General features: G+C 68.7%; 19 protein-coding genes. 11 read left to right on the forward strand and 8 right to left on the reverse strand.

Translation table 11 applies throughout. The features are described from left to right. The first annotated feature begins 9 nt into the window (after window positions 1-9). Together ACQPYZ_RS26800 and ACQPYZ_RS26805 are read left to right on the forward strand one after the other, a co-directional pair. A complete protein-coding gene (locus ACQPYZ_RS26800) occupies window positions 10-582 on the forward strand; it encodes a TetR/AcrR family transcriptional regulator (RefSeq protein WP_433160934.1) in 573 nt (190 codons plus the stop codon). Between the two features lie 14 nt (window positions 583-596). Continuing rightward, entirely contained in the window at window positions 597-902 is a 306-nt protein-coding gene (locus tag ACQPYZ_RS26805) for an ArsR/SmtB family transcription factor (protein WP_433160935.1), read from the forward strand. A gap of 122 nt (window positions 903-1,024) precedes the next feature. Here ACQPYZ_RS26805 and ACQPYZ_RS26810 read toward each other — a convergent pair whose 3' ends face one another. Continuing rightward, window positions 1,025-1,648, reverse strand: coding sequence for an antibiotic biosynthesis monooxygenase (locus tag ACQPYZ_RS26810; protein ID WP_433160937.1), 624 nt, complete (start codon window positions 1,646-1,648; stop codon window positions 1,025-1,027). A gap of 170 nt (window positions 1,649-1,818) precedes the next feature. On the opposite strand from ACQPYZ_RS26810, the gene ACQPYZ_RS26815 reads away from it, so the two are divergent. Continuing rightward, window positions 1,819-2,529, forward strand: a complete 711-nt coding sequence (locus ACQPYZ_RS26815; protein ID WP_433160939.1) for a hypothetical protein — start codon at window positions 1,819-1,821, stop codon at window positions 2,527-2,529. Window positions 2,530-2,569: 40 nt separating this feature from the next. Here the strand turns inward: ACQPYZ_RS26815 and ACQPYZ_RS26820 are convergent, their stop codons facing one another. The 6 genes from ACQPYZ_RS26820 to ACQPYZ_RS26845 form a co-directional block, all read right to left on the reverse strand. Continuing rightward, the gene (locus ACQPYZ_RS26820; RefSeq protein WP_433160940.1) at window positions 2,570-3,094 is read right to left on the reverse strand and encodes a DUF3995 domain-containing protein; all 525 of its coding nucleotides are present in this window, start codon (window positions 3,092-3,094) and stop codon (window positions 2,570-2,572) included. Continuing rightward, on the reverse strand, window positions 3,081-3,533 hold the full coding sequence (locus ACQPYZ_RS26825) for a hypothetical protein (RefSeq protein ID WP_433160942.1): 453 nt from the start codon (window positions 3,531-3,533) through the stop codon (window positions 3,081-3,083). Before ACQPYZ_RS26825 ends, ACQPYZ_RS26820 begins: the two co-directional genes overlap by 14 nt. A 94-nt stretch (window positions 3,534-3,627) precedes the next feature. Continuing rightward, window positions 3,628-3,978 (reverse strand): VOC family protein, encoded by a 351-nt coding sequence (locus tag ACQPYZ_RS26830; protein WP_433160944.1) that lies wholly within the window; start codon window positions 3,976-3,978, stop codon window positions 3,628-3,630. A gap of 2 nt (window positions 3,979-3,980) precedes the next feature. Next, window positions 3,981-4,802 carry a MerR family transcriptional regulator gene (locus ACQPYZ_RS26835; protein ID WP_433160946.1) on the reverse strand — a complete coding sequence of 274 codons (822 nt, stop codon included), beginning with the start codon at window positions 4,800-4,802 and terminating at the stop codon, window positions 3,981-3,983. A 97-nt stretch (window positions 4,803-4,899) separates the two neighbouring features. After that, window positions 4,900-6,264: a ricin-type beta-trefoil lectin domain protein gene (locus tag ACQPYZ_RS26840; RefSeq protein WP_433160948.1), complete on the reverse strand. Its 1,365-nt coding sequence runs from the start codon at window positions 6,262-6,264 to the stop codon at window positions 4,900-4,902. Next, entirely contained in the window at window positions 6,264-8,150 is a 1,887-nt protein-coding gene (locus tag ACQPYZ_RS26845; protein ID WP_433160949.1) for a ricin-type beta-trefoil lectin domain protein, read from the reverse strand. Before ACQPYZ_RS26845 ends, ACQPYZ_RS26840 begins: the two co-directional genes overlap by 1 nt. A gap of 234 nt (window positions 8,151-8,384) precedes the next feature. Here ACQPYZ_RS26845 and ACQPYZ_RS26850 point away from each other — a divergent pair, with 234 nt between their 5' ends. Beyond that, on the forward strand, window positions 8,385-9,611 hold the full coding sequence (locus tag ACQPYZ_RS26850) for a ricin-type beta-trefoil lectin domain protein (RefSeq protein ID WP_433160950.1): 1,227 nt from the start codon (window positions 8,385-8,387) through the stop codon (window positions 9,609-9,611). Between the two features lie 58 nt (window positions 9,612-9,669). On the opposite strand, the gene ACQPYZ_RS26855 is transcribed toward ACQPYZ_RS26850, so the two are convergent. Continuing rightward, a complete protein-coding gene (locus tag ACQPYZ_RS26855) occupies window positions 9,670-10,857 on the reverse strand; it encodes an ROK family transcriptional regulator (protein WP_433160951.1) in 1,188 nt (395 codons plus the stop codon). A 235-nt stretch (window positions 10,858-11,092) separates the two neighbouring features. Here ACQPYZ_RS26855 and ACQPYZ_RS26860 point away from each other — a divergent pair, with 235 nt between their 5' ends. From ACQPYZ_RS26860 to ACQPYZ_RS26890, 7 genes are all read left to right on the forward strand, one after another. Further along, window positions 11,093-12,136 (forward strand): LacI family DNA-binding transcriptional regulator, encoded by a 1,044-nt coding sequence (locus ACQPYZ_RS26860; RefSeq protein ID WP_433160952.1) that lies wholly within the window; start codon window positions 11,093-11,095, stop codon window positions 12,134-12,136. 164 nt (window positions 12,137-12,300) lie between these two features. Further along, entirely contained in the window at window positions 12,301-13,983 is a 1,683-nt protein-coding gene (locus tag ACQPYZ_RS26865; protein WP_433160954.1) for an ABC transporter substrate-binding protein, read from the forward strand. Window positions 13,984-14,066: 83 nt separating this feature from the next. Beyond that, window positions 14,067-15,104 carry an ABC transporter ATP-binding protein gene (locus ACQPYZ_RS26870; protein WP_433160956.1) on the forward strand — a complete coding sequence of 346 codons (1,038 nt, stop codon included), beginning with the start codon at window positions 14,067-14,069 and terminating at the stop codon, window positions 15,102-15,104. Next, window positions 15,101-16,081 carry an ABC transporter permease gene (locus ACQPYZ_RS26875; protein WP_433160957.1) on the forward strand — a complete coding sequence of 327 codons (981 nt, stop codon included), beginning with the start codon at window positions 15,101-15,103 and terminating at the stop codon, window positions 16,079-16,081. Before ACQPYZ_RS26870 ends, ACQPYZ_RS26875 begins: the two co-directional genes overlap by 4 nt. Before the next feature lie 4 nt (window positions 16,082-16,085). After that, window positions 16,086-17,117 carry an ABC transporter permease gene (locus ACQPYZ_RS26880; RefSeq protein WP_433160959.1) on the forward strand — a complete coding sequence of 344 codons (1,032 nt, stop codon included), beginning with the start codon at window positions 16,086-16,088 and terminating at the stop codon, window positions 17,115-17,117. 115 nt (window positions 17,118-17,232) lie between these two features. After that, window positions 17,233-18,237, forward strand: coding sequence for an ABC transporter ATP-binding protein (locus tag ACQPYZ_RS26885; protein WP_433160961.1), 1,005 nt, complete (start codon window positions 17,233-17,235; stop codon window positions 18,235-18,237). 28 nt (window positions 18,238-18,265) lie between these two features. Further along, window positions 18,266-19,663, forward strand: coding sequence for a GH1 family beta-glucosidase (locus ACQPYZ_RS26890; protein ID WP_433160963.1), 1,398 nt, complete (start codon window positions 18,266-18,268; stop codon window positions 19,661-19,663). Window positions 19,664-19,678: the final 15 nt, after the last annotated feature.

A 19,678-nucleotide genomic window follows, 5' to 3' on the forward strand; every position in this document is an offset into this window, starting at 1 on the left:
ATCTAACACATGAGTAGCCGCGAGCGCCGCCGAGCCGAGACCAGGCACACGATCCAGCGGCATGCGATCCGACTGTTCGTCGACCGCGGGTACGACGCGACCACGGTGAACGACGTCGCCACGGCCGCGGGAGTCTCGGCGATGACGGTGTACCGGCACTTCGCCACGAAGGAAGACCTCGTGCTGTACGACGAGTTCGACCAGCAGGCCGCCGCGACCATCACCGAACAACCGGCGGACGAGCCACTCGTCGTACGGATCGCCCGGACGCTCGCAGCGACGTACGACCAGGCGATCGCTGATCGGGAGTTCCACCTGGCCCGGTTGCGGCTGATGATCTCGACGCCGGCGCTGCAGGCTCGGCACCTCGACAGCCAATACGCGACTCAGGAGGCACTCGTCGGAGCGATCTGCGCTGGATCGCAGGATCCCGCGCTGGAGTTCCAGGCGCGCGCCGCGGTGAGCGCGTGCCTCGGGGTCGTGCACGTGGCTCTACTCCGCTGGGCGGCCGAGGACGGTGAGCCGGAGTTGCGCGAGCTGTTCGGTGAGGCGTTCACGGCGACGTTCGGCCACGGGTTCTGACGTATATTCCTTGTATGGCAAGTACGTTCGAGGTGCTGGCGGAGGGCCGGCGGCGCGACATCCTGGATCTGCTGCGCACCGGCGAGCGGCCGGTCGGTGAGCTGGTCGAGGAGCTCTCGCTCAGCCAGCCGGCGGTGTCGAAGCATCTGAAGGTACTGCGGGACGCCGGGCTGGTGGAGGTCCGCCACGACGCCCAGCGCCGGTGGTACCGCCTGCGTCCGGCCCCGCTCGCCGAGGTCGACGCCTGGCTCGAGCCGTACCGTGATCTGTGGCGCACCCGCCTGGAGGCGCTGGAAGCCCACCTCGACACGATGGACTGACCCACATCGGATCCGCGCTCGGCCCGACCCTCACCGCGCGGAGCAGCTGCCGGAGGGTGCGGGACGACGAACGACGGCCCGGAGCATGACTCCGGGCCGTGCTGTCGAGTCGCCGCGCTGAGTCAGGTGAGTTCAGGGACTCGGAGGTGCGCCAGGGAGAGGTCGAACTCGCGGACGTCCAGGACCTTGGCGCCGGCGTCCTTCGCGGTGGCGGAGCGCATGGAGGCGGCGGCTTCGCGGCTGCTGTCCATGGCGTCGTGGCTGTCGTAGGTGACGGAGGAGACGGCGCGGCCGGAGGCGCGGTCGACGAGCAGGCTGGCGCTGCAGAAGCCCGCCAGGTCCTCGAGCCGCGGCAAGGACGCCAGCTTGTAGACGTCGATCGCCCGGTCCAGGTTCGCGCGGTCGACCTGCACCCAGGTGACCCGGACACAGGCACCTTCTCCGGAACGGTGGTCACGGTGGAGTACGGCGATCTCCCACTCGTCGACGGTCGGACTGCCACCGCCCATCATCTCGGCGACCCGGTCGCGGACCGGCCTGAGCTCTTCGTCGGAGGTCCGCATCGCCTCCTCGGACTGCCAGGCGCTCGTGGCGATGCACCGTCCGGACTCCCGGTCGGACAGCATGGACAACCCGATACAGCCGTCCATGTCCAGCAGCATCGGCATCACCTCGTCGCGCAGCTGCGCGATGCCGGCGTCGATCGACTCCGGCTTGGCGTTGATCGTGGTGGAACGCGCGTACACGGTCCACCCCCTTTGCCATCAGGGCAGCGCCCCGGCGGCGCCACCGGTCGCACCCCACATTGCTCCGCAACCCGACCTCTGGCAATGCCCCGAGGCCGACCGGCCCCGGACCCGGCACCGCGATAGCTTGACGCCCCGCCCGTTCCCGTTGCCCGACCCGAGAGGCGCCCGTGACCCACCTGACCACCAACGAGCAGCGGCACGCCGAATCGCTGACCGCCATCCGGGACCACCCGTCGCTCATCGCCACGTGCGGTGACTGCGACGAGCTCGCGGAGCCGCTCGAGAACCTCCTTCCCCTCTACGAGCACAACGAGGACTGGGACGAGATTGAGCTGGACGAGGACCTGGGGGCCTGCGCGCTGCGGTTCACCAACCTGGGCGCGCAGTGGGAGACGGCCGACGGGCTGCCCGAGTTGTACGGCGAGTTCCGGATCCTGCACTTCTACGACGTGTTCGATCAGCCGGAAGGTCCGGGGGCGATGCCGGACGCGACGGACTTCCAGCGGGAGTTCCTCTCCGAGCTGCGCAGCTTCGACACGACACCACGCTCCGGCGCCGGCATGCGCTCGTACCTCCGGATGCGGCCGGGGACGACTCCGCTCGAGATCTGGTACGCCGACCTCGCCGACGTCGGCGCCTCTCCGTATCCGGCGGGCTACCTGAAACTCGAGCTGACCTACGCCGAGTACCTCGACGCCCTCCTGCTCACCAAGGGCTCGTACGGCTGGCAGTACCTGTTCGCCGACGTCTCGCTCAACGGCCCCAGCTCCGGCAGCACGGTCAGGCAACTCGAGCACATGCTGGAGGTCCTGCCCGGCCTGTTCCCCGGCGACTACGGCGAGCTGCACGACCGGCTGGCCGAGCGCCGTTCACGGTGAGCGAGAGTTCGAGGTCTCACGCGCTGTCCTTGCTCGCCGATCAGGACCACACCCGATCAGTACGCGGCCGCCGTGCGAGCCGCCACCCGGCTGTCGCCCAGAGCGCGCCCCAGAGCAGGAAGAACGGCGACCACAGCAACAGATCCCAGGTCGCCAGCTCGCGCTCCAGCTCGGCGTGCTCGCCCGACGCGGGCCGGATCCCGGTCAGCAACAGCAGATCGCCGACGAAGCCGAACCCGACAGCGCCGAGCGACCGGGCGATCATCAGCGTCCCGAGCAGCAGGGTCGCCACCGCGAGCGGCCGGCGTGGGAGCGCCGTACCCCAGGGACGGACTGTTGCGAGCGCGACGATGACACCGACGACGGCCGCACCGGCCAAGACCCAATGGCTGGCGACGAAGAACGGGTCGCGTGCGAGCAGGCGTGCACGCAGTTCGGGAGGTAGGGGGTCCTTGTCGGCCAACGCATTGGCACCGAGTGCCTGGGCCAGCTTCATCGATCCGTAGAGCGTTGCGAGTACGGCGGCACCGTAGCCGCCGACCCGCGCTCGATCAGCGCCGGACACGGGCGCTCGCGGTCAGGTAGGAGCGGAACATCTCCAGGGCTACAGCAATCGCGAACAGACCGACGACTCCGTGGTACCACCGCCACCCCACCCCGAGGCCGACGAATCCGTCCAACGCCATCACTCCGCCACCGCCGACGACAGCCAGGGTCATCACCGCCAGCACTGCCACCATCAGCGGTCTGGGTACGGCGCGCGCCCGCGACGAGATGGATGCGACGGCGATGCACGCACCCAGTACGCCGGACAGACTGGCGAGCCACTGCGCCAGGGCAGGGTCGAGGAAGTAGTTCGCGGCCTCCGCGGCAGACACCGGCGGACCACCGGGAAACCCGAGCCTCGCCTGTACTGCGAACGTGGCCTTGCCCACCGCATAGCCGAGCATCAACACCGCCATCGCGTACGCCGGCCAGCGTCGAGCGTCATCCGATTCAGCCATGCCCCGAACGTAGGACGGGACAGCGCGCCGGCACTTCCCGACAACGGGTGATCCGGCTCCCTCGCGCGGGTGAGCTACCCCTGGCAGAGGAGGGTCAGCGGAGTTCGGCGAGGTCGAAGAGGTTGCCTTCGGGGTCGGCGAAGGTGATCCAGTGGGTGTCGAACTCGTCGTACTCCTCGAGGCGCTTGGCCCCGAGGCCGACGAGGCGGTCGACCTCGGTGGACCACTCGGCCGTGACCAGGTCCAGGTGCAAGCGGTTCTTGCCGCTGCGCCCCTCCGGCACCTTGATGAACATCAGGCCGGTGCCGCCGCTCGAGCGACCGACGGTGGCGACGAACTCGTTGCCGTAGTCGTCGACCGGCTGCTCGAGCACGGCCGACCAGAACTCGGCCAGGGCGCGCGGGTTGTCGCTGTCGAAGGTGACTTGGGCGATGGCGATAGACATGGTCAGCCTTTCGGTGCGGGGATGCGCTGGATCGGCCAGCAGATCTCGGTTCGGTAGTCGACCGGGTCGTCGACGTCGCCCGGACTGACGACGTACAGCTCCCTGATCGGTCCGGGAGCGACCTCGCAGTGTTCGGCGACGTGACTGCCGAGCGCGCCGTACGTGCGGTCGAAGTCGGTGAGCGATCCGGCGTGGACCCCGATCGCGAAGAACCCGCCGGGCAGGTCGATCAGCTCGACCCCGTCGGCCGGCTCCTGGTCCGGCGCGACCGGGAGGAACGCGACCACCTCGCCGGTGTCCTCGGCGAAGAAGTCGTCGCCGTACGTCGCTCCGGAGGTCGCGAAGATCCCGTGCTCCGCGCCGATCGCGCCGAGCCGGGCGAAGGTGCGCTCGCACCAGGGGCCGATCTGCGCGCGCTCGACCCGGTCGCGGACGCCGTACGCGCGGAACGCGGGGATGAAGCGGTAGTCGACGTCCAGGTCCGGCTGCCCGGGAGTCAGCATCTCGCGCAACGACGTCACGACGTCGCGGGTGTGGGCCAGCTCCTGCTCCATCCGCTCGAGGTGGGCCCGCAGCGTCTCCTCGCGGCGGGCGCCGTCGGAGGTCTCGACCAGGTCGCGGACCTCCGGCAGTGGCATCCGGAGCTCCCGGAGCCGCCGGATCAGCAGCGCTGTGTCGACCTGGCCGGTGCCGTACCGCCGGTACCCGGACGACGGGTCGACCGAGGCCGGCGCGAGCAGGCCGATCTCGTGGTAGTGGTGCAGCGTCTTCACGCTGAGATGCGTCAGGCGGGAGAACTCTCCCACCGTCACCAAAGCCGCCATGTCCCTAACCTCCACCCTCCGGTAACCGGAGAGTCAACCAGACGAAGAACCGCCCCCGCGACGCTGCGCGTCGCGGGGGCGGGTTGGTAGGAGGGGGTCAGCCGCGGTAGCGGCCTATGACCTTGGTGTAGTCCCAGGGTTGCTGGGGGACGCCGCTGCAGCTATCGGCGGGGCCGCCGGTGCAGGGGCGGTCGCGGTTGACGGACCAGAAGGTGAAGCGGGCGAGGTGGTGCTGGGAGGCGTAGGACAGCATCGACTCGAAGTCGGACAGGTTGACCCGCTCCCCGGCGACGTCGGTGATCCCGTTCATCGACGAGATGCCGATCTTCCGGTACGCCGCGTCGTCGCTCAGCCCGTACGCGTCCCGGACCCGGTTCTTCAGCCCGTCGGCCGCCTGCCGCGTCAGCGTGGCCATGTTCGTCGACCCGCCGCCGAAGTTGAACGGCATGATCACCCAGCCGTCCAGGTTCAGCCCGGAGGCGGCGCCGCGCCGGATCAGGTCCTGACCGTCGGCGTCCGGCCCGCTGGTCGACGTACCGAAGGTCAGGTATGTCGCGATCCCCGGGTTGTTCTGCTCGACGATCTTCAACGCGTCGATCACCCGCTGCCGCACGGTCGCGTTGGTGAACTCGCCGGCCTCGATGTCCACGTCGAACGCCTTCAGCGACAAGGCGTTGATCACCTTCTGGTACGCCGCAGCCAGCTCGCCCGCCGAGCCGCAACTCTGGCCGAGCTTGTTCCCGGACCAGCCACCGACCGAGACGACGACGTCACCGCCGTTCGCGCGGATCGCGTTGATCGCCTGCTGGTCGACCCCGCCGGTGAGCGGTCGCTGCCCGTCCCACATCGGGTTGCAGTACCCGTTCGACAGGATGAACGCCATCGTGAACCACTTGACCCCGGTCGCGTTCATCACGGTCGCCGGGTTCGGCGGGCTGCCCCAGCCTTGATAGAGGTACGGCGCCGCCGCCATCGGAGCGCCGGTGGGCGGCGGACCGTCGTCGGCCGGCGGAGCGTTCCACTTCTGGTTCGCCGCACCGGTGCACGACCACACCTGCAGCGGCGTCGAGTTCGCCGAGTTGTTGCCGGTGACATCGAGGCACTTGTTCGCCTGCGGGTTCACCAGGTCGCGACCGGACGTGTACGTCCACTGCTGGGCACCGCTCCCGTTGCAGGTCCACAGCTGCACCCGCGCGCCGTTCGCAGTCGATCCACCACTGACATCCAGGCACTTGCCCAGCGCCCGGATCGTCCCGTCCGCGGATCTGCTCCACGACTGCGCGGCCGTCCCGTTGCAGTCGTACAGCTGTACGGCGGTGCCGTCCGCACTGTTGGCCCCGGCAACGTCCACGCACTTTCCGGCCAGCCCGGTGATCGTCCCGGTCGCCGCCTGTGCCGGAGCGACCCCGGTCACGCCGAACAGCAGGACCCCGGCCACGGCGACCGCCGCCACCCGGCGCATCAGACGGTCCACTTCTGGTTCGCCGCGCCCGTGCAGGACCAGATCTGCAACGGTGTCGCGTTCGCCGAGTTGTTGCCGGTCACATCAAGACATTTGTTCGCCTGTGGATTCACGAGATCTCTCCCGCTCGTATAGGTCCATTGCTGGGCTGCGCTGCCGTTGCACGAGTAGAGCTGGACGCGGGCACCGTTCGCGACGGACCCCGCGTTGATGTCGAGACACTTGCCAAGGGCCCGGATCGTCCCGTCACCAGGACGGGTCCACTGCTGCGCCGTCGTACCGTTGCAGTCGTAGAGCTGTACGGCGGTCCCGTCCGCGCTGCTGGCTCCGGCGACGTCGACGCACTTGCCGGCCAGCCCGGTGATCGGCCTTCCGCTGCCGCCGCCCTCCTGCGAACCGGTCCAGGTGAACGTCGCGGACGTCTTGGTCGGCAACGTGTAGATGAACGACTGCGAACCCCAGTTGACCCGCACCGACTGCGAGCTGCCGGTGGTGTTGAACGCGATCAGCGCCTTGGAGCCGTCCGGGTTCTTCCAGGCGACGTTCTTCACCGCGTTGTTCGCGTTCGACTCGATCCGGACCGCACCCGGCTTCACGAACTTCGTCAGGTGGCCCATCGTGTAGTACTCGACGGTCTTGTCGACCTGACCCGCGCGGCTGCCGCCACGCTGCACCGTCACCAGACCCGTGCACACGTTGCAGCCGGCACCGACGTACGGCAGGTGGTTCTGATCGAGCGCGAGGCTCCACTTCACCCAGGACTTGCTCCAGTTCCGGGTGTAGTCGATCAGGTTGTTCATGTCCTCGACCTGCTGGTTGGCGATCCAGGTCCCGCCCGAGTGCTCGGTCATGTAGTGGTTCACGGCCGGGTACTGGTTGTGCACCTGGGTCTGCAGGTTCACGTCACCGCCGTACCCGTGCCAGGCGATGCCGCCGAACAGCGGGTCGTTGCGGAGCGCGGCGTCGGCCAGCGGCACCGAGCCGAGGTCGTCGTAGTTTCCCCAGTTGTAGTCGAGGATCATCACCTTGGTGGTGATCCCGGCCGCCCGGAACGCGGGGATCAGGTGGTTCTTGGTGAACTCGAGCAGGCCGGAGCCGTTCCAGTTCATCGACGCGTAGCCGGTGGCGTCGGTCCCGCAGCAGGTCGGCTCGTTCTGTACCGACACGTAGTCGATGTGGTTGCCCTGGGCCTCGTTCTGCTGGACGTACTTGACGAAGTACTGGGCGTACATCGGGTAGTACTCCCACTTCAGCCAGCCGCGGTTGGTGAACTTGTTGTTGTCCTTCATCCAGGCCGGCGAGCTCCACGGCGCGCCCTTGACCTTCAGCGCCGGGTTCAGCTGCCGGGCCTGCTTGGTCAGCGGTACGACGTCCGCGAGGTCGTGCCCGATGCTGAAGTCGTTCAGGTCGCAGCACGTGTCGTCGTAGGAGTAGTTGAACCGGGCCAGGTCGGACGCCCCCATCGGGTTGCGCACGAAGGCCAGGCCGATCCCGTTCACCGGGTCGAACAGGTCCTTCATCACCTGGTTGCGGGTCGCGGCGGTGACCGTGTTGCTGCTGTTGAGCAGCCAGGCGGCGCTGTCGGTGAACGACGCGCCACCGCCTTCGAAGGATTGGTACGTCGTGTTCTCGTTGACCGTGATCGTCTGGTTCGCGGTCCCGCCGGCCGGGCCGAAGGTGACCGGCGTCTGCTGCTGCAGGCCGCGGGTCACGTTGCGGCCGGCGGAGTCGTTGGTGGTGGTCAGCCAGATGTTGACCTGCTCGCCGGCGGCCTGGGCCGGCGAGGCGGTGCCGAAGCCGATACCGGCCGCGGCCACGCAGAGGGCGGCGACCGCCAGGGGCAGGAGGCGTCGTCGGGCACGACGAAAGGTCCCGTTCGCGGGCATGGGGCGGTTCTCCCTTGTTCTAAAGGGTTCTGGGGACGTCGGGGTTGACGGCGTCTGCCCGCGCCGCAACAGGTGGTCAGCACGAGGTAACCATCCGTGAGAACCGGTGTCAACGCCGTACGGACACTTTTTTCACGTCTTTTATTTAGTCCCGGCCTTGACGTGAAAGCGTTCTCACAGCAGGCTGCGGCCCGAGCCCTGTCTCCGACCGCCCCCGCGAGAAATGAGGCATCCATGAAGCGTTCCCGCATCACGGCGCTCGTCGCGATCGGCGCCGCCGCACTCGTCGGCTCCGCCTTGCTGCAGTCGCCGGCCACCGCCCGTCCGGAGGCCGCGGCCGCGCCGACGGCCGTCATCTGGGAGGACAACTTCGACGGCCCGGCCGGCCAGGCCCCTGACCAGTCCAAGTGGCGCTACGACATCGGTGGCTCCGGCTGGGGCAACAACGAGCGCCAGTACTACACCAACAGCACTCGCAACTCCGCCCTCGACGGCAACGGCAACCTGGTGATCACCGCCCGCCGGGAGAGCGGCGGCCACCAGTGTCACTACGGCACCTGCGAGTACACGTCCGCCCGGTTGCTCACCGCGCAGACCTTCACCCACACCTACGGCCGCTACGAAGCCCGGATCAAGATCCCCCGCACGCAGGGGATCTGGCCGGCGTTCTGGATGCTCGGCGGCGGCAACTGGCCGAACGACGGCGAGATCGACATCATGGAGAACATCGGCCGCGAGCCCGCGACCGTGCACGGCACGATCCATGGTCCGGGGTACTCCGGCGCCGGCGGCATCGGCGCGTCGTACAACCATCCGAACGGCTGGGCCTTCGCCGACGACTTCCACACCTTCCGGGTCGACTGGGAGCCGAACTCGATCAAGTGGTTCGTCGACGGCGTGCAGTTCCAGCAGCGGACCCCGGCCGACCTCGGCGGCCGGACGTGGGTCTTCAACCACCCGTTCTTCATGATCATGAACGTCGCGGTCGGCGGGAACTGGCCCGGTTACCCCGACGGTACGACGGTTCTGCCGCAGACCATGACGATCGACTACGTCCGCGTCTCCACGATCGGCAGCAGCTCCGGCGGTACGCCGATCACCGGGCTGGCCGGCAAGTGCGTGGACGTCGCCGCGGCCGGCACCGCGGACGGTACGCCGGTCCAGCTGTACGACTGCAACGGCACCAACGCCCAGCAGTGGACCCGTCCGGGTGACGGCACGATCCGGGCCCTGGGCAAGTGTCTCGACGTGAACGCCGGATCCGTTGCCGACGGCGCCAAGGTTCAGCTGTGGACCTGCAACGGGAGTGCGGCCCAGCACTGGGTCCACACGTCCGGCCGGGACCTGGTGAATCCACAGGCGAACAAGTGCCTCGATGTCAGCGGCAACAACTCGGCGAACTCCACCCCGTTGCAGACCTGGACGTGCACCGGAGCAGCCAACCAGAAGTGGACCGTCTGAGCCACCTTCGCGGAAGGTTGCTGCCACCTGGTGGCAGCAACCTTCCGGAAACAGCCGGCTAGCGCGGTACGGCGCCGCCTTCTCGGAGCAACCGCAGGACCGGGAGCGTCGCGGCGCCGAGAGCGACGGCGTCACGCCCGAGCTCGCACAGCTCGATCCGCACCTGTGAGTACGGCTGGCGCAGTGCGTGCTCGCCGACGGCGGACCGCAGCTCGGTCAGGTAGCGCTCCCCCAGCAGCAGGCCGGCCCACCCGCCGAGCACGATTCGCTCGGGGTTGACCAGGTTCACCAGATTCGCCACTCCCGCGGCCAGATACCCGATCGTGTCGGCCACGCTCGTCGCCGCGACCTCCGACGTACCGACGGCATCCAGTAGTTCTACGAAGGCCGCCTCCTCGTCGACCGCTGAGACGACTCCACCGGCCTCGCGATAACGCTCGAGCACCGCTTCGGCGCCGATGTACGCCTCCAGGCATCCGATCGCTCCACACCGGCACCGGCGGCCGCCGTACGCGATCGTCATGTGGCCCCATTCACCCGCGGAGCTTCGGGTTCCGCGGTAGCTGGAGCCGTCGGCGACCAGCGCCGCGCCCACGCCGGAACCGATCAGCGCTACCACGGCGTCCGTCGCGCCGCGACCGGCGCCGAACCACATCTCCGCCTGACCGAGCATGTTCGCACCGTTGTCCACCTGGATCGGAATGTCCGTGCCCTCGGCAAGCATCCGCCGCAGCGGTACGGCGTCCCACCCGAGCGTCTGCGCGTCGACGACCTCGTTGCCCTCGACCACGCCGGCGACCGCGACCCCGATGCCGAGCACGAGCTCAGGCGGTACGCCCGAGGAGGCGATCACGGCCGAAAGCCCTTCCAGCACGTGCTTCACGACCACCGCCGGCGTCGGCGTGCCGATCGGATGGTCGGCCCGGGCGAGTACGTTCATCGTGAGGTCGAACAGTTCGACCCGCACCCGGGTCTCGCCGACCTCCGCGCCGACGACGTACCGGAACGTCGGGCAGACCCGCAGCAGGATGCGCGGCCGGCCGCCTTCGGAGTCCACCGATCCGGCCTCCTCGACCAGGCCCTCGGTGATCAGTTCGCTGACCAGGTTGCTGACGCTAGCGGCACTCAGCGACGTCCGGTGGCCGAGCTCGTGCCGGCTGAGCGGGCCCTCCCGGAAGATGGTGGTCAGCAGCGCCGACCGGTTGGACCGCCGCATGTCGCGCACAGTGGTCCGCCGAACGTCCATGCCCCTACCCCTGCCCCTACCTGGTCCGGCCTCAGGCAGGCCGCTCCCGCAGAGTTCATCACGCGCCGCTGCCGGCCGGAAGACGCGCCTTCCTCCAGGTCGTGAACTAAGACCTGTTTCGTTACCGTCCCGTGATTGACGACCCCGGTCGCGCTCGGCTTCACTCTACGGAACCGCTTCCGAAACCGGTTCCGGCGAGATGCTGGAGCCACACCCGCCCGAGGGGAGCTGTGCGGTGTCGATCACGATTGCCGATGTCGCGGCACGCGCCGGCGTCAGTAAGACGACGGTCTCGCGCGTGCTCAACGGCAAGGGTGAGCTCGATCTGCGCACCGCCGAGCGCGTCCGTCAGGTGATCGCCGAGCTCGGCTACGTGCCGAGCGCGCGTGCGGTCGGCCTGGCCCGCGGCCGCACCCGGATCGTCGGCATGCTGGTCCCGTCGCTGACCTGGCCGTGGATGGGCGAGGTACTGCAGGGCGCCGTCGACGTGGTCGAGAGCCAGGGCTACGGCCTGCTGCTCTTCACCTTCAACCGGGGTGAGGAGTCGATGCAGCAGTTCGCCTCGCAGGTCTCGGCGCAGTCGTTCGACGGCCTGCTGGTGATCGAGCCCGAGGGCACGCTGACCTACATCGAGCAGCTGCACGCCCGCGGTCTGCCGGTGGTCCTGATCGACGACCGCGCCAAGCGCCCGCAGTTCCCGTCGGTCGCCACCACCAACCGGGCCGGCGGTGAGTCCGCCGCCCGGCACCTGCTGGAGCTGGGCCGCCACCGGCCGCTGGTGATCACCGGCGTCGAGCGGTTCGGCTGTACCCACGAACGCCTGGACGGCTTCCGCGACACCTACGCCGAGGCCGGTATCGAGCTCGACCCGGAGCTCGTGTTCGAAGGCGACTTCACCCATGAGAGCGGCCGCCGCGGAGTGCAGTACGCGCTCGAGCGGCGGCTCGGGTTCGACGCGATCTTCGCCCACAACGACCTGTCCGCCGGCGGCGCCATCCAGGCCGTCCGGGAGACCGGGCGGAACGTGCCGAACGACGTCTCGGTGGTCGGGTTCGACGACATCCCGTACGCCGAGCACACCGAGCCTCCGCTGACCACGGTGCATCAGCCGATGCGCCAGATGGGTCAGGCGGCGGCCCGGATGCTGATGGGGTACTTCGGCGGCACCCCGCTGCCGGAGGACCCCCAAGTGCTGCCGACGACGCTGATCGTCCGCAGTTCAACCGCCCCGAAAGCCCCGACCAGGACCAAACCCGCCCCGAGACACCGGTCCCGCTGAACTCCGGCGGCGGGGCAGCTGCCCCTGTCCCGCCGCCGGCGAACACCCCCGATATCGATCCGTTAAGGCGTCAGCTCTTCCCATGAGAGCGTTCTCACGCCACGATGCACTCGCTCGCGCGGCTCAGGCGTGAGCATCCGCCAACAGATACACAGGAGGAACCGATGCGAGCACGACGCACTGTCGCGCTGGCCCTTTCGGGCCTGCTCGCGGCAGCCACCCTGGCTGCCTGTAGCAGCGGGGACGGGAACACCACGAACACCGGGTCCGGCAGCGCCGCGACGGTGCTGAACGTCGGGATGCCGAACGGCCCGCAGACCGAGAACCACAACCCGTTCCTGGGCTCCTCCTCGGGTGCCGCGCTGGGGTACCGGTGGATGATCTTCGAGCCCCTGGTGATGATCAACCCGATCAAGCCGACCGAGGCCGGCAAGCCGTGGCTGGCGACCGAGTGGAAGTGGGCGGACAACTTCACCAAGCTGTCGCTGACCGTCCGCGACGGGGTGAAGTGGTCCGACGGCAAGCCGATGACGCCCGAGGACGTCGCCTACTCGTTCCAGCTCCGCAAGGCCAACGAGGGCCTCAACCCGGAGGCGATCCCGTACGGCGCCATCACCGTCGCGGGCAACAAGGTCGACCTGACCTTCCCGCGGTCGCAGTTCGTCAACCAGAACAAGGTGCTCACGACGTTCGTCGTACCGAAGCACCAGTGGTCGACGCTGAAGGACCCGACCCAGGACACGCTCAAGAGCCCGGTCGGCACCGGCCCGTACACGGTGAAGTCGTTCACTCCGCAGACGACCACGCTGACCGTCCGCGACTCGTACTGGCAGGACCTGCCGAAGGTGAAGGAGCTGCGGTACACGTCGTACAACGACAACAACGCGCAGACCACCGCGCTGGCCAACGGCTCGTCGGAGTGGAGCTTCGTCTTCGTCCCGAACGTGAAGGCGGTCTACCAGGACAAGGACCCGGAGCACCACAAGCTGTGGTTCCCGGCGAACCTCGGCATCCACGGCCTGTGGATCAACACCACCCGCAAGCCGTTCGACAACCCGGCGCTGCGGCGGGCGATGGACAAGGTGATCAACCGCGACGACATCTTCATGCAGGGCGAGGCCGGCTACTTCTACCCGAAGGTCGAGTCCGTCACCGGCATCCCGACCCCGGCCGGTGAGTCCTTCATCGCACCGGAGTTCAAGGGTGTGAACCACAAGGTCGACGTCGAGGCGGCGAAGAAGGAGCTGGCCGACGCCGGGTTCAAGCTCGAGGGCGACGTCCTCAAGGACCCGACCGGCAAGCCGGTGACGATCACGCTGACCGACCCGGCCGGCTGGTCCGACTACATCACCGACCTGGAGATCATCAAGGACAACCTGTCCACGATCGGCATCAAGGCGACCGTCGACAAGGCCAACCAGGACGCCTGGTTCAAGGCGTTCGACGAGGGCAACTTCGACGCCGGGATGCACTGGACCAACGGCGGCGCGACGCCGTACGACATCTACCAGAACATCATGGACGGCAAGATCCTCAAGCCGGTCGGCAAGGGCGGGATCAGCGGCAACTACGGCCGGTTCAACAGCCCGGAGGCGACCAAGGCGCTGGACCAGTACGCCAACGCCACCGACGACGCGACCAGGACCGCGGCGCTGAACACGCTGCAGAAGATCATGGTCGAGCAGATGCCGGTGGTGCCCACCTCGGCCTCCAACGTCGGCGGTCTCTACAGCACGAAGAACTGGGAGGGCTGGCCGGACGAGCAGAACCAGTACGCGCCTGCTCAGCCGACCCAGCAGAACGCGCTGCAGATCGTCCTCAACCTGAAGCCCGCCGGCGCTCAGTGACCACCGTGCCGCGGCGCCGGCCCCCGGCGCCGCGGCACCACCAACCACAGCCGGCGAGCGGAGCGAGCCGTGATTGGAGTTTCATGACGGTCACCGACTCTGAGGTGGTCCTCGAGGCCGAAGGCCTCACCAAGCATTTCCCGGTACGGCGGGGAGTCCGCGACCTGCTCACCCGCGAGCGCAAGGTCGTGCACGCCGTGGACGGCATCCGGCTCACGCTGCGCCGGGGACGCGTGACCGCCCTCGTCGGTGAGTCCGGCTCGGGGAAGTCCACGGTCGCCCGGCTGCTCGCGCAGTTGTACGGCCGGACGTCGGGAGACATCCGGCTGCACGGCGAGTCCGTCACCGTCAAGGGCGGCCGCCGGTTCCGCGCGTACTGCCGCCGGGTGCAGATGATCTTCCAGGACCCGTTCGCGTCGCTGAACCCGACGCACACCGTGCGCTACCACCTGACGCGCTCGCTCAAGATCCACGGCCGCGCGGGCAAGTCGGCCGCCGAGCTCGAGGCGAACCTGCGCGACCTGCTGCTCCGGGTCCAGCTCACGCCGCCGGAGCGCTACCTGGACAAGTTCCCGCACGAACTGTCCGGCGGTCAGCGCCAGCGGGTGTCGATCGCCCGCGCCCTCGGCGCGGATCCGGAGGCACTGCTGGCCGACGAGCCGGTGTCGATGCTGGACGTCTCGATCCGGCTCGGCGTCCTGAACCTGCTGCGGGACCTGAAGGAACGCCTCAACCTGGCCATCCTCTACATCACCCACGACATCGCGTCCGCCCGCTACTTCGCCGACGAGACGCTGGTGATGTACGCCGGCCGGATGGTCGAGGGCGGCGACTCCGAGACGGTCACCCAGAACCCGGCCCACCCGTACACCCGCCTGCTGATCGAAAGCGCCCCGGATCCGGACCGCCTCGACCGCGTCGGCGACCTGCAGCCTCCCGAGGAGCGAGGGACCGGTGAGCCGCCGAGCCTGATCGCCCCGCCGACCGGCTGCCGGTTCCACCCGCGCTGCGTGCACGCGATGCCGAAGTGCTCGACCGACCTCCCACCCCGCTTCGAGCTGCCCACGGCTGACGGCCACTGGGCGGCCTGCTGGCTCTACGAGGAAGGAGCCGCCAAGTGAAGTTCCTGCTGCAGCGGATCGCCTTCTACCTGTTCACCGCCTGGGCCGCGCTGACGATCAACTTCTTCATCCCGCGGATGATCCCCGGCGACCCGGTCACCTCGCTGATCAACAAGTTCCAGGGCCAGATGAGCACCGAGGCGATCAACTCGCTCTACGTGCTCTTCGGCCTCGACAAGGACGCCTCGCTGTGGGGTCAGTACGTCGACTACTGGGGTCAGGTGTTCCGCGGCGACCTCGGGTTGTCGTTCACCTTCTTCCCCACGCCGGTCGCGGACATCCTCAGCCAGAGCCTGCCGTGGACGATCGCGCTGGTCGGCATCACCACGTTCGTCAGCTTCATGATCGGTACGTCGCTCGGCGTCCTGGCGGGCTGGCGCCGCGGCTCCTGGCTGGACGGACTGTTGCCGGTGACAACGTTCCTGTCGTCGATCCCGTACTTCTGGCTCGGGCTGCTGGCGATCACGTTGCTGGCCGGACCGGACAGCATCTTCCCGTCGTCGGGCGGGTACGAACCCGGTCTGGTGCCGTCGTGGAACGGTGAGTTCATCGGCAGCGCGATCCAGCACAGCCTGCTGCCGGCGATCACGATCCTGATCTCGTCGGTCAGCGGCTGGATCCTGAGCATGCGGAACATGATGGTCACGGTCGCCTCCGAGGACTACATCACCGTCGCCCACGCCAAGGGTCTGCCCGAGCGCCGGGTGATGGTCAGCTACGCCGCCCGGAACGCGCTGCTGCCGAACGTCTCGGGCTTCGCGCTCTCCCTCGGCTTCATCGTCGGCGGCACCCTGCTGGTGGAGATCGTCTTCTCCTACCCGGGCATCGGCTACAACCTGTTCCAGGCCGTCGGTGCCAAGGACTACCCGCTGATGCAGGGCATCTTCCTGGTGATCACGCTGTCCGTCCTGGTGGCCAACCTGATGGCCGACATCGCCTACCTGCTGCTCGACCCGCGTACCCGGAAGGAGGGCTGAGCACGTGTCCGCACCAGCCAGCACCATCACAGCCGTCACTCCCGAAGGTCCCGAGGTCGCGGCGGCCCCGGTCAAACGCCGCCGGTTGCGGTTCGTCGCCAACCCGAAGGCGGCCACCGGCCTGATCGTGCTCGGGTTCTTCTGCGTGATCGCGGTCATCGGGCCGTGGATCGCGCCGTACGACCCGTCCGCCCGCAGCAGCGACCTGATCCAGCCGCCGTCCGGCAAGCACTGGTTCGGTACGACGCACCTCGGCCAGGACATCTTCAGCCAGGTGCTCGTCGGCACCCGCGGCGTGATGTTCGTCGGCCTGCTGGCCGGCATCGTGGCGACCGCGCTGTCCATCCTGATCGGGGTCAGCGCCGGCTTCCTCGGCGGCGCCGCGGACGAGAGCCTGTCGGCGTTGTCGAACGTGTTCCTGGTGATCCCGGCGCTGCCGCTGATCATCATCGTCGCCTCGACGATCCCCAGCGCCGGTGACCTCATGGTTGCGCTCGTCATCGGTCTGACTTCGTGGGCCTGGGGTGCCCGGGTGCTGCGCGCACAGACCCTGTCCTTGCGGCGCCGCGACTACGTGGAGGCCGCGCGAGCCACCGGGGAGAGCACCTGGCGGATCATCACCGCCGAGATCATGCCGAACCTGACCGCGATCATCGCCTCCGGCTTCGTCGGCACGGTGATCTTCGCGGTCATGTCCGAAATCACCCTGGCGTTCATCGGCATCTCCACCATCTCCGAGTGGAACTGGGGCACGATCCTGTTCTGGGCGCAGAGCCAGCAGGCTCTCGCCCAGGGCGCCTGGTGGTGGTTCGTCCCGGCCGGTCTGGCGATCGCGATCCTCGGTACGGCGCTGTCGCTGATCAACTTCGGGATCGACGAGTTCGTCAGCCCGCGGTTGCGCAGCAGCGGTCACACCCGGGTGAAGACCAAGGACGGTCACTCCGTCCGGATGCGGGTCGGGTTCACCCCGGTCCTCGGCTCCAAGGAGCTGCCCGCGACCCCCGTCGTACGGCGCACGAAGGAGGACGCGGCATGACTGTGCACATTGCCTCGCTACCGCTCGGCGGGTCATTGGGCTGGAACTCCCGGCCTTCCCTCGTCGCTCCGGTCGCTTCGCTCCCTCCGCTCCTCAGTCCAGGCCGGGAGGCCCAATGACCAGACCGGTGCTGGAGATCAAGGACTTCTGCGTCGACTACGGTCTGGGCGACCAGGCGGTGCAGGCGGTCCGCGACGTCACGCTGACCCTGCATCGCGGCGAGGTGCTCGGGCTGGCCGGCGAGAGCGGCAGTGGCAAGTCGACGCTCGCGTACGGCGTCACCCGGCTGCTCCCGCCACCGGGTGTGATCAGCGGCGGCTCGGTCGTCTACCACCCGCCGGCCGGTGATGCGTACGACGTGATGGCGCTGACCGATGCCGAGTTGCGCGCGTTCCGGTGGGCGGAGACGTCGATCGTCTTCCAGGGCGCGATGAACTCGCTGAACCCGGTCCACAAGGTCTCGACCCAGATGCTCGACGTGATCAAGGCGCACGAGCCGGGGCTGACCCCGCAGGCACGGATCGCGCGGGCGCAGGAGATGCTCAAACTGGTCGGGATCTCGGCCGACCGGATGGACGCGTACCCGCACCAGCTGTCCGGCGGCATGCGGCAGCGGGTGATGATCGGGATGGCGCTCGTCCTCGAGCCGCAGATCGTCATCATGGACGAGCCGACGACCGCGCTCGACGTGGTGATGCAGCGGCAGATCCTCGCCCAGCTGGTCGAGCTCCGCGAGCGGCTCGGGTTCTCGGTGCTGTTCATCACCCACGACCTCTCGCTGCTGGTGGAGTTCTCCGACCGGATCGCGATCATGTACGGCGGCCGGATCGTGGAGGAAGCGCGCTCCGCGGACCTGTACAAGGACTCGTTGCATCCCTACTCCGAGGGCCTGCTGAAGTCGTTCCCGGCGTTGCGCGGGCCGCGGCGGGAGCTGGCCGGGATCCCCGGTTCGCCGCCGGACCTGCGCGGGATGCCGTCGGGGTGCTCGTTCCATCCGCGGTGCCCGCACGCGTTCGACCGGTGCTCGGCGGAGATCCCGGTGCTCGGGGTGCCGTCGGCGCGCAACGACCCGAACCGATCGGTCGCGTGCTGGTTGCCCGGCCGCGTTCCGGTCGGCTGAATCCTCCCTCACGTTCTGAAAGGCGAATATGAGCACTACTTCTGTCTCGGGGGACGCCGAACTCGTCGCGGGCCTGCCGGCCGGATTCCGGTGGGGGGTCGCGACGTCGGCGTACCAGATCGAGGGCGCCGTCGCGGTCGACGGCCGGACGCCGTCGATCTGGGACACCTACTGCCGGGTCCCGGACGCGATCGACAACGGCGACACCGGAGACGTCGCCTGCGACCACTACCACCGGATGCCGGCCGACGTCGCCCTGATCAAGGAGCTCAGGTTCGACACGTACCGGTTCTCGGTGGCGTGGCCGCGGGTCCAACCGCGCGGGAAGGGTCCGGTGAACCTGGCCGGGATCGCGTTCTACGACCGGCTGGTCGACGAGCTGCTTGCCCAGGGCATCGACCCGTGGGTGACGCTGTACCACTGGGACCTGCCGCAGGAGCTCGAGGACGCGGGCGGCTGGCCGGTGCGCGACACGGCGTACCGGTTCGCGGACTACGCGATGCTCGTCTTCGACGCGCTGAGCGACCGCGTCGACACCTGGACCACGCTGAACGAGCCGTGGTGCTCGGCGATGCTCGGCTACGCGTACGGCGCCCACGCGCCGGGCCGGCGGGAATACCCGGCCGCGCTGGCCGCCGTACACCACCTGCTGCTCGGGCACGGGCTGGCCACGGTCCGGATGCGTGAGGCGGCTCCGCGGAAGCTCGACATCGGCATCACCTTGAACGTGGCCACGGCGTACCCGGCGTCGGACGCGGAGCCGGACGTCGAGGCCGCGCGACGGGCGGACGGGATGGGCCGGCGGATCTACCTCGATCCGCTCGTGCACGGTCATTACCCGGCCGACGTGGTCGCGGACCTCGCCGCGGAAGGCGTCGAGCTACCGGTCGAGGACGGCGATCTCGAGCTGATCTCTGCGCCGATCGACGTCCTCGGGGTGAACTACTACTTCAGCCAGAAGTTCACCGGGTACGCCGAGGACGGTCGCACGGTCGACGACGACGGCCTGCCGATCAGCCGGACCCTGCCGCTCGACCGCCCGCGGACCGCGATGGACTGGGAGATCGTGCCCGAAGGCTTCACCGACCTCCTCGTCGGCATCGCCCGCGACTACCCCGGGCTGCCGATGGTGATCACCGAGAACGGCTCCGCCTTCGACGACCAGCCCGACGCCACCGGCTTCGTCGACGACACCGACCGGGTCGCCTACTTCACCACCCACCTGGCGGCGGTGGCGGCCGCCATCGAGCAGGGCGCCGACATCCGCGGCTACCTCGCCTGGTCCCTGATGGACAACTTCGAATGGGCCTACGGCTACGCCAAACGCTTCGGCATCGTCCGGGTCGACTACCAGACCCAGACCCGCACCCCCAAAGCCAGCGCCCTCTACCTCAAACACCTGGCCGAGCAGCACCGTAGCGGGTGAGTTGGGGTACCGAAG

Source organism: Kribbella sp. CA-247076 (assembly GCF_050942445.1).
GTDB lineage: Bacteria > Actinomycetota > Actinomycetes > Propionibacteriales > Kribbellaceae > Kribbella.

Coding starts and splice junctions, on each gene's coding strand:
- ACQPYZ_RS26805 (WP_433160935.1), top strand. CDS start 597: ATGGCAAGTACGTTCGAGGTGCTGGCGGAGGGCCGGCGGCGCGACATC.
- ACQPYZ_RS26845 (WP_433160949.1), bottom strand. CDS start 8,150: ATGCCCGCGAACGGGACCTTTCGTCGTGCCCGACGACGCCTCCTGCCC.
- ACQPYZ_RS26800 (WP_433160934.1), top strand. CDS start 10: ATGAGTAGCCGCGAGCGCCGCCGAGCCGAGACCAGGCACACGATCCAG.
- ACQPYZ_RS26825 (WP_433160942.1), bottom strand. CDS start 3,533: ATGGCTGAATCGGATGACGCTCGACGCTGGCCGGCGTACGCGATGGCG.
- ACQPYZ_RS26890 (WP_433160963.1), top strand. CDS start 18,266: ATGAGCACTACTTCTGTCTCGGGGGACGCCGAACTCGTCGCGGGCCTG.
- ACQPYZ_RS26835 (WP_433160946.1), bottom strand. CDS start 4,802: ATGGCGGCTTTGGTGACGGTGGGAGAGTTCTCCCGCCTGACGCATCTC.
- ACQPYZ_RS26840 (WP_433160948.1), bottom strand. CDS start 6,264: ATGCGCCGGGTGGCGGCGGTCGCCGTGGCCGGGGTCCTGCTGTTCGGC.
- ACQPYZ_RS26850 (WP_433160950.1), top strand. CDS start 8,385: ATGAAGCGTTCCCGCATCACGGCGCTCGTCGCGATCGGCGCCGCCGCA.
- ACQPYZ_RS26830 (WP_433160944.1), bottom strand. CDS start 3,978: ATGTCTATCGCCATCGCCCAAGTCACCTTCGACAGCGACAACCCGCGC.
- ACQPYZ_RS26885 (WP_433160961.1), top strand. CDS start 17,233: ATGACCAGACCGGTGCTGGAGATCAAGGACTTCTGCGTCGACTACGGT.
- ACQPYZ_RS26855 (WP_433160951.1), bottom strand. CDS start 10,857: ATGGACGTTCGGCGGACCACTGTGCGCGACATGCGGCGGTCCAACCGG.
- ACQPYZ_RS26870 (WP_433160956.1), top strand. CDS start 14,067: ATGACGGTCACCGACTCTGAGGTGGTCCTCGAGGCCGAAGGCCTCACC.
- ACQPYZ_RS26865 (WP_433160954.1), top strand. CDS start 12,301: ATGCGAGCACGACGCACTGTCGCGCTGGCCCTTTCGGGCCTGCTCGCG.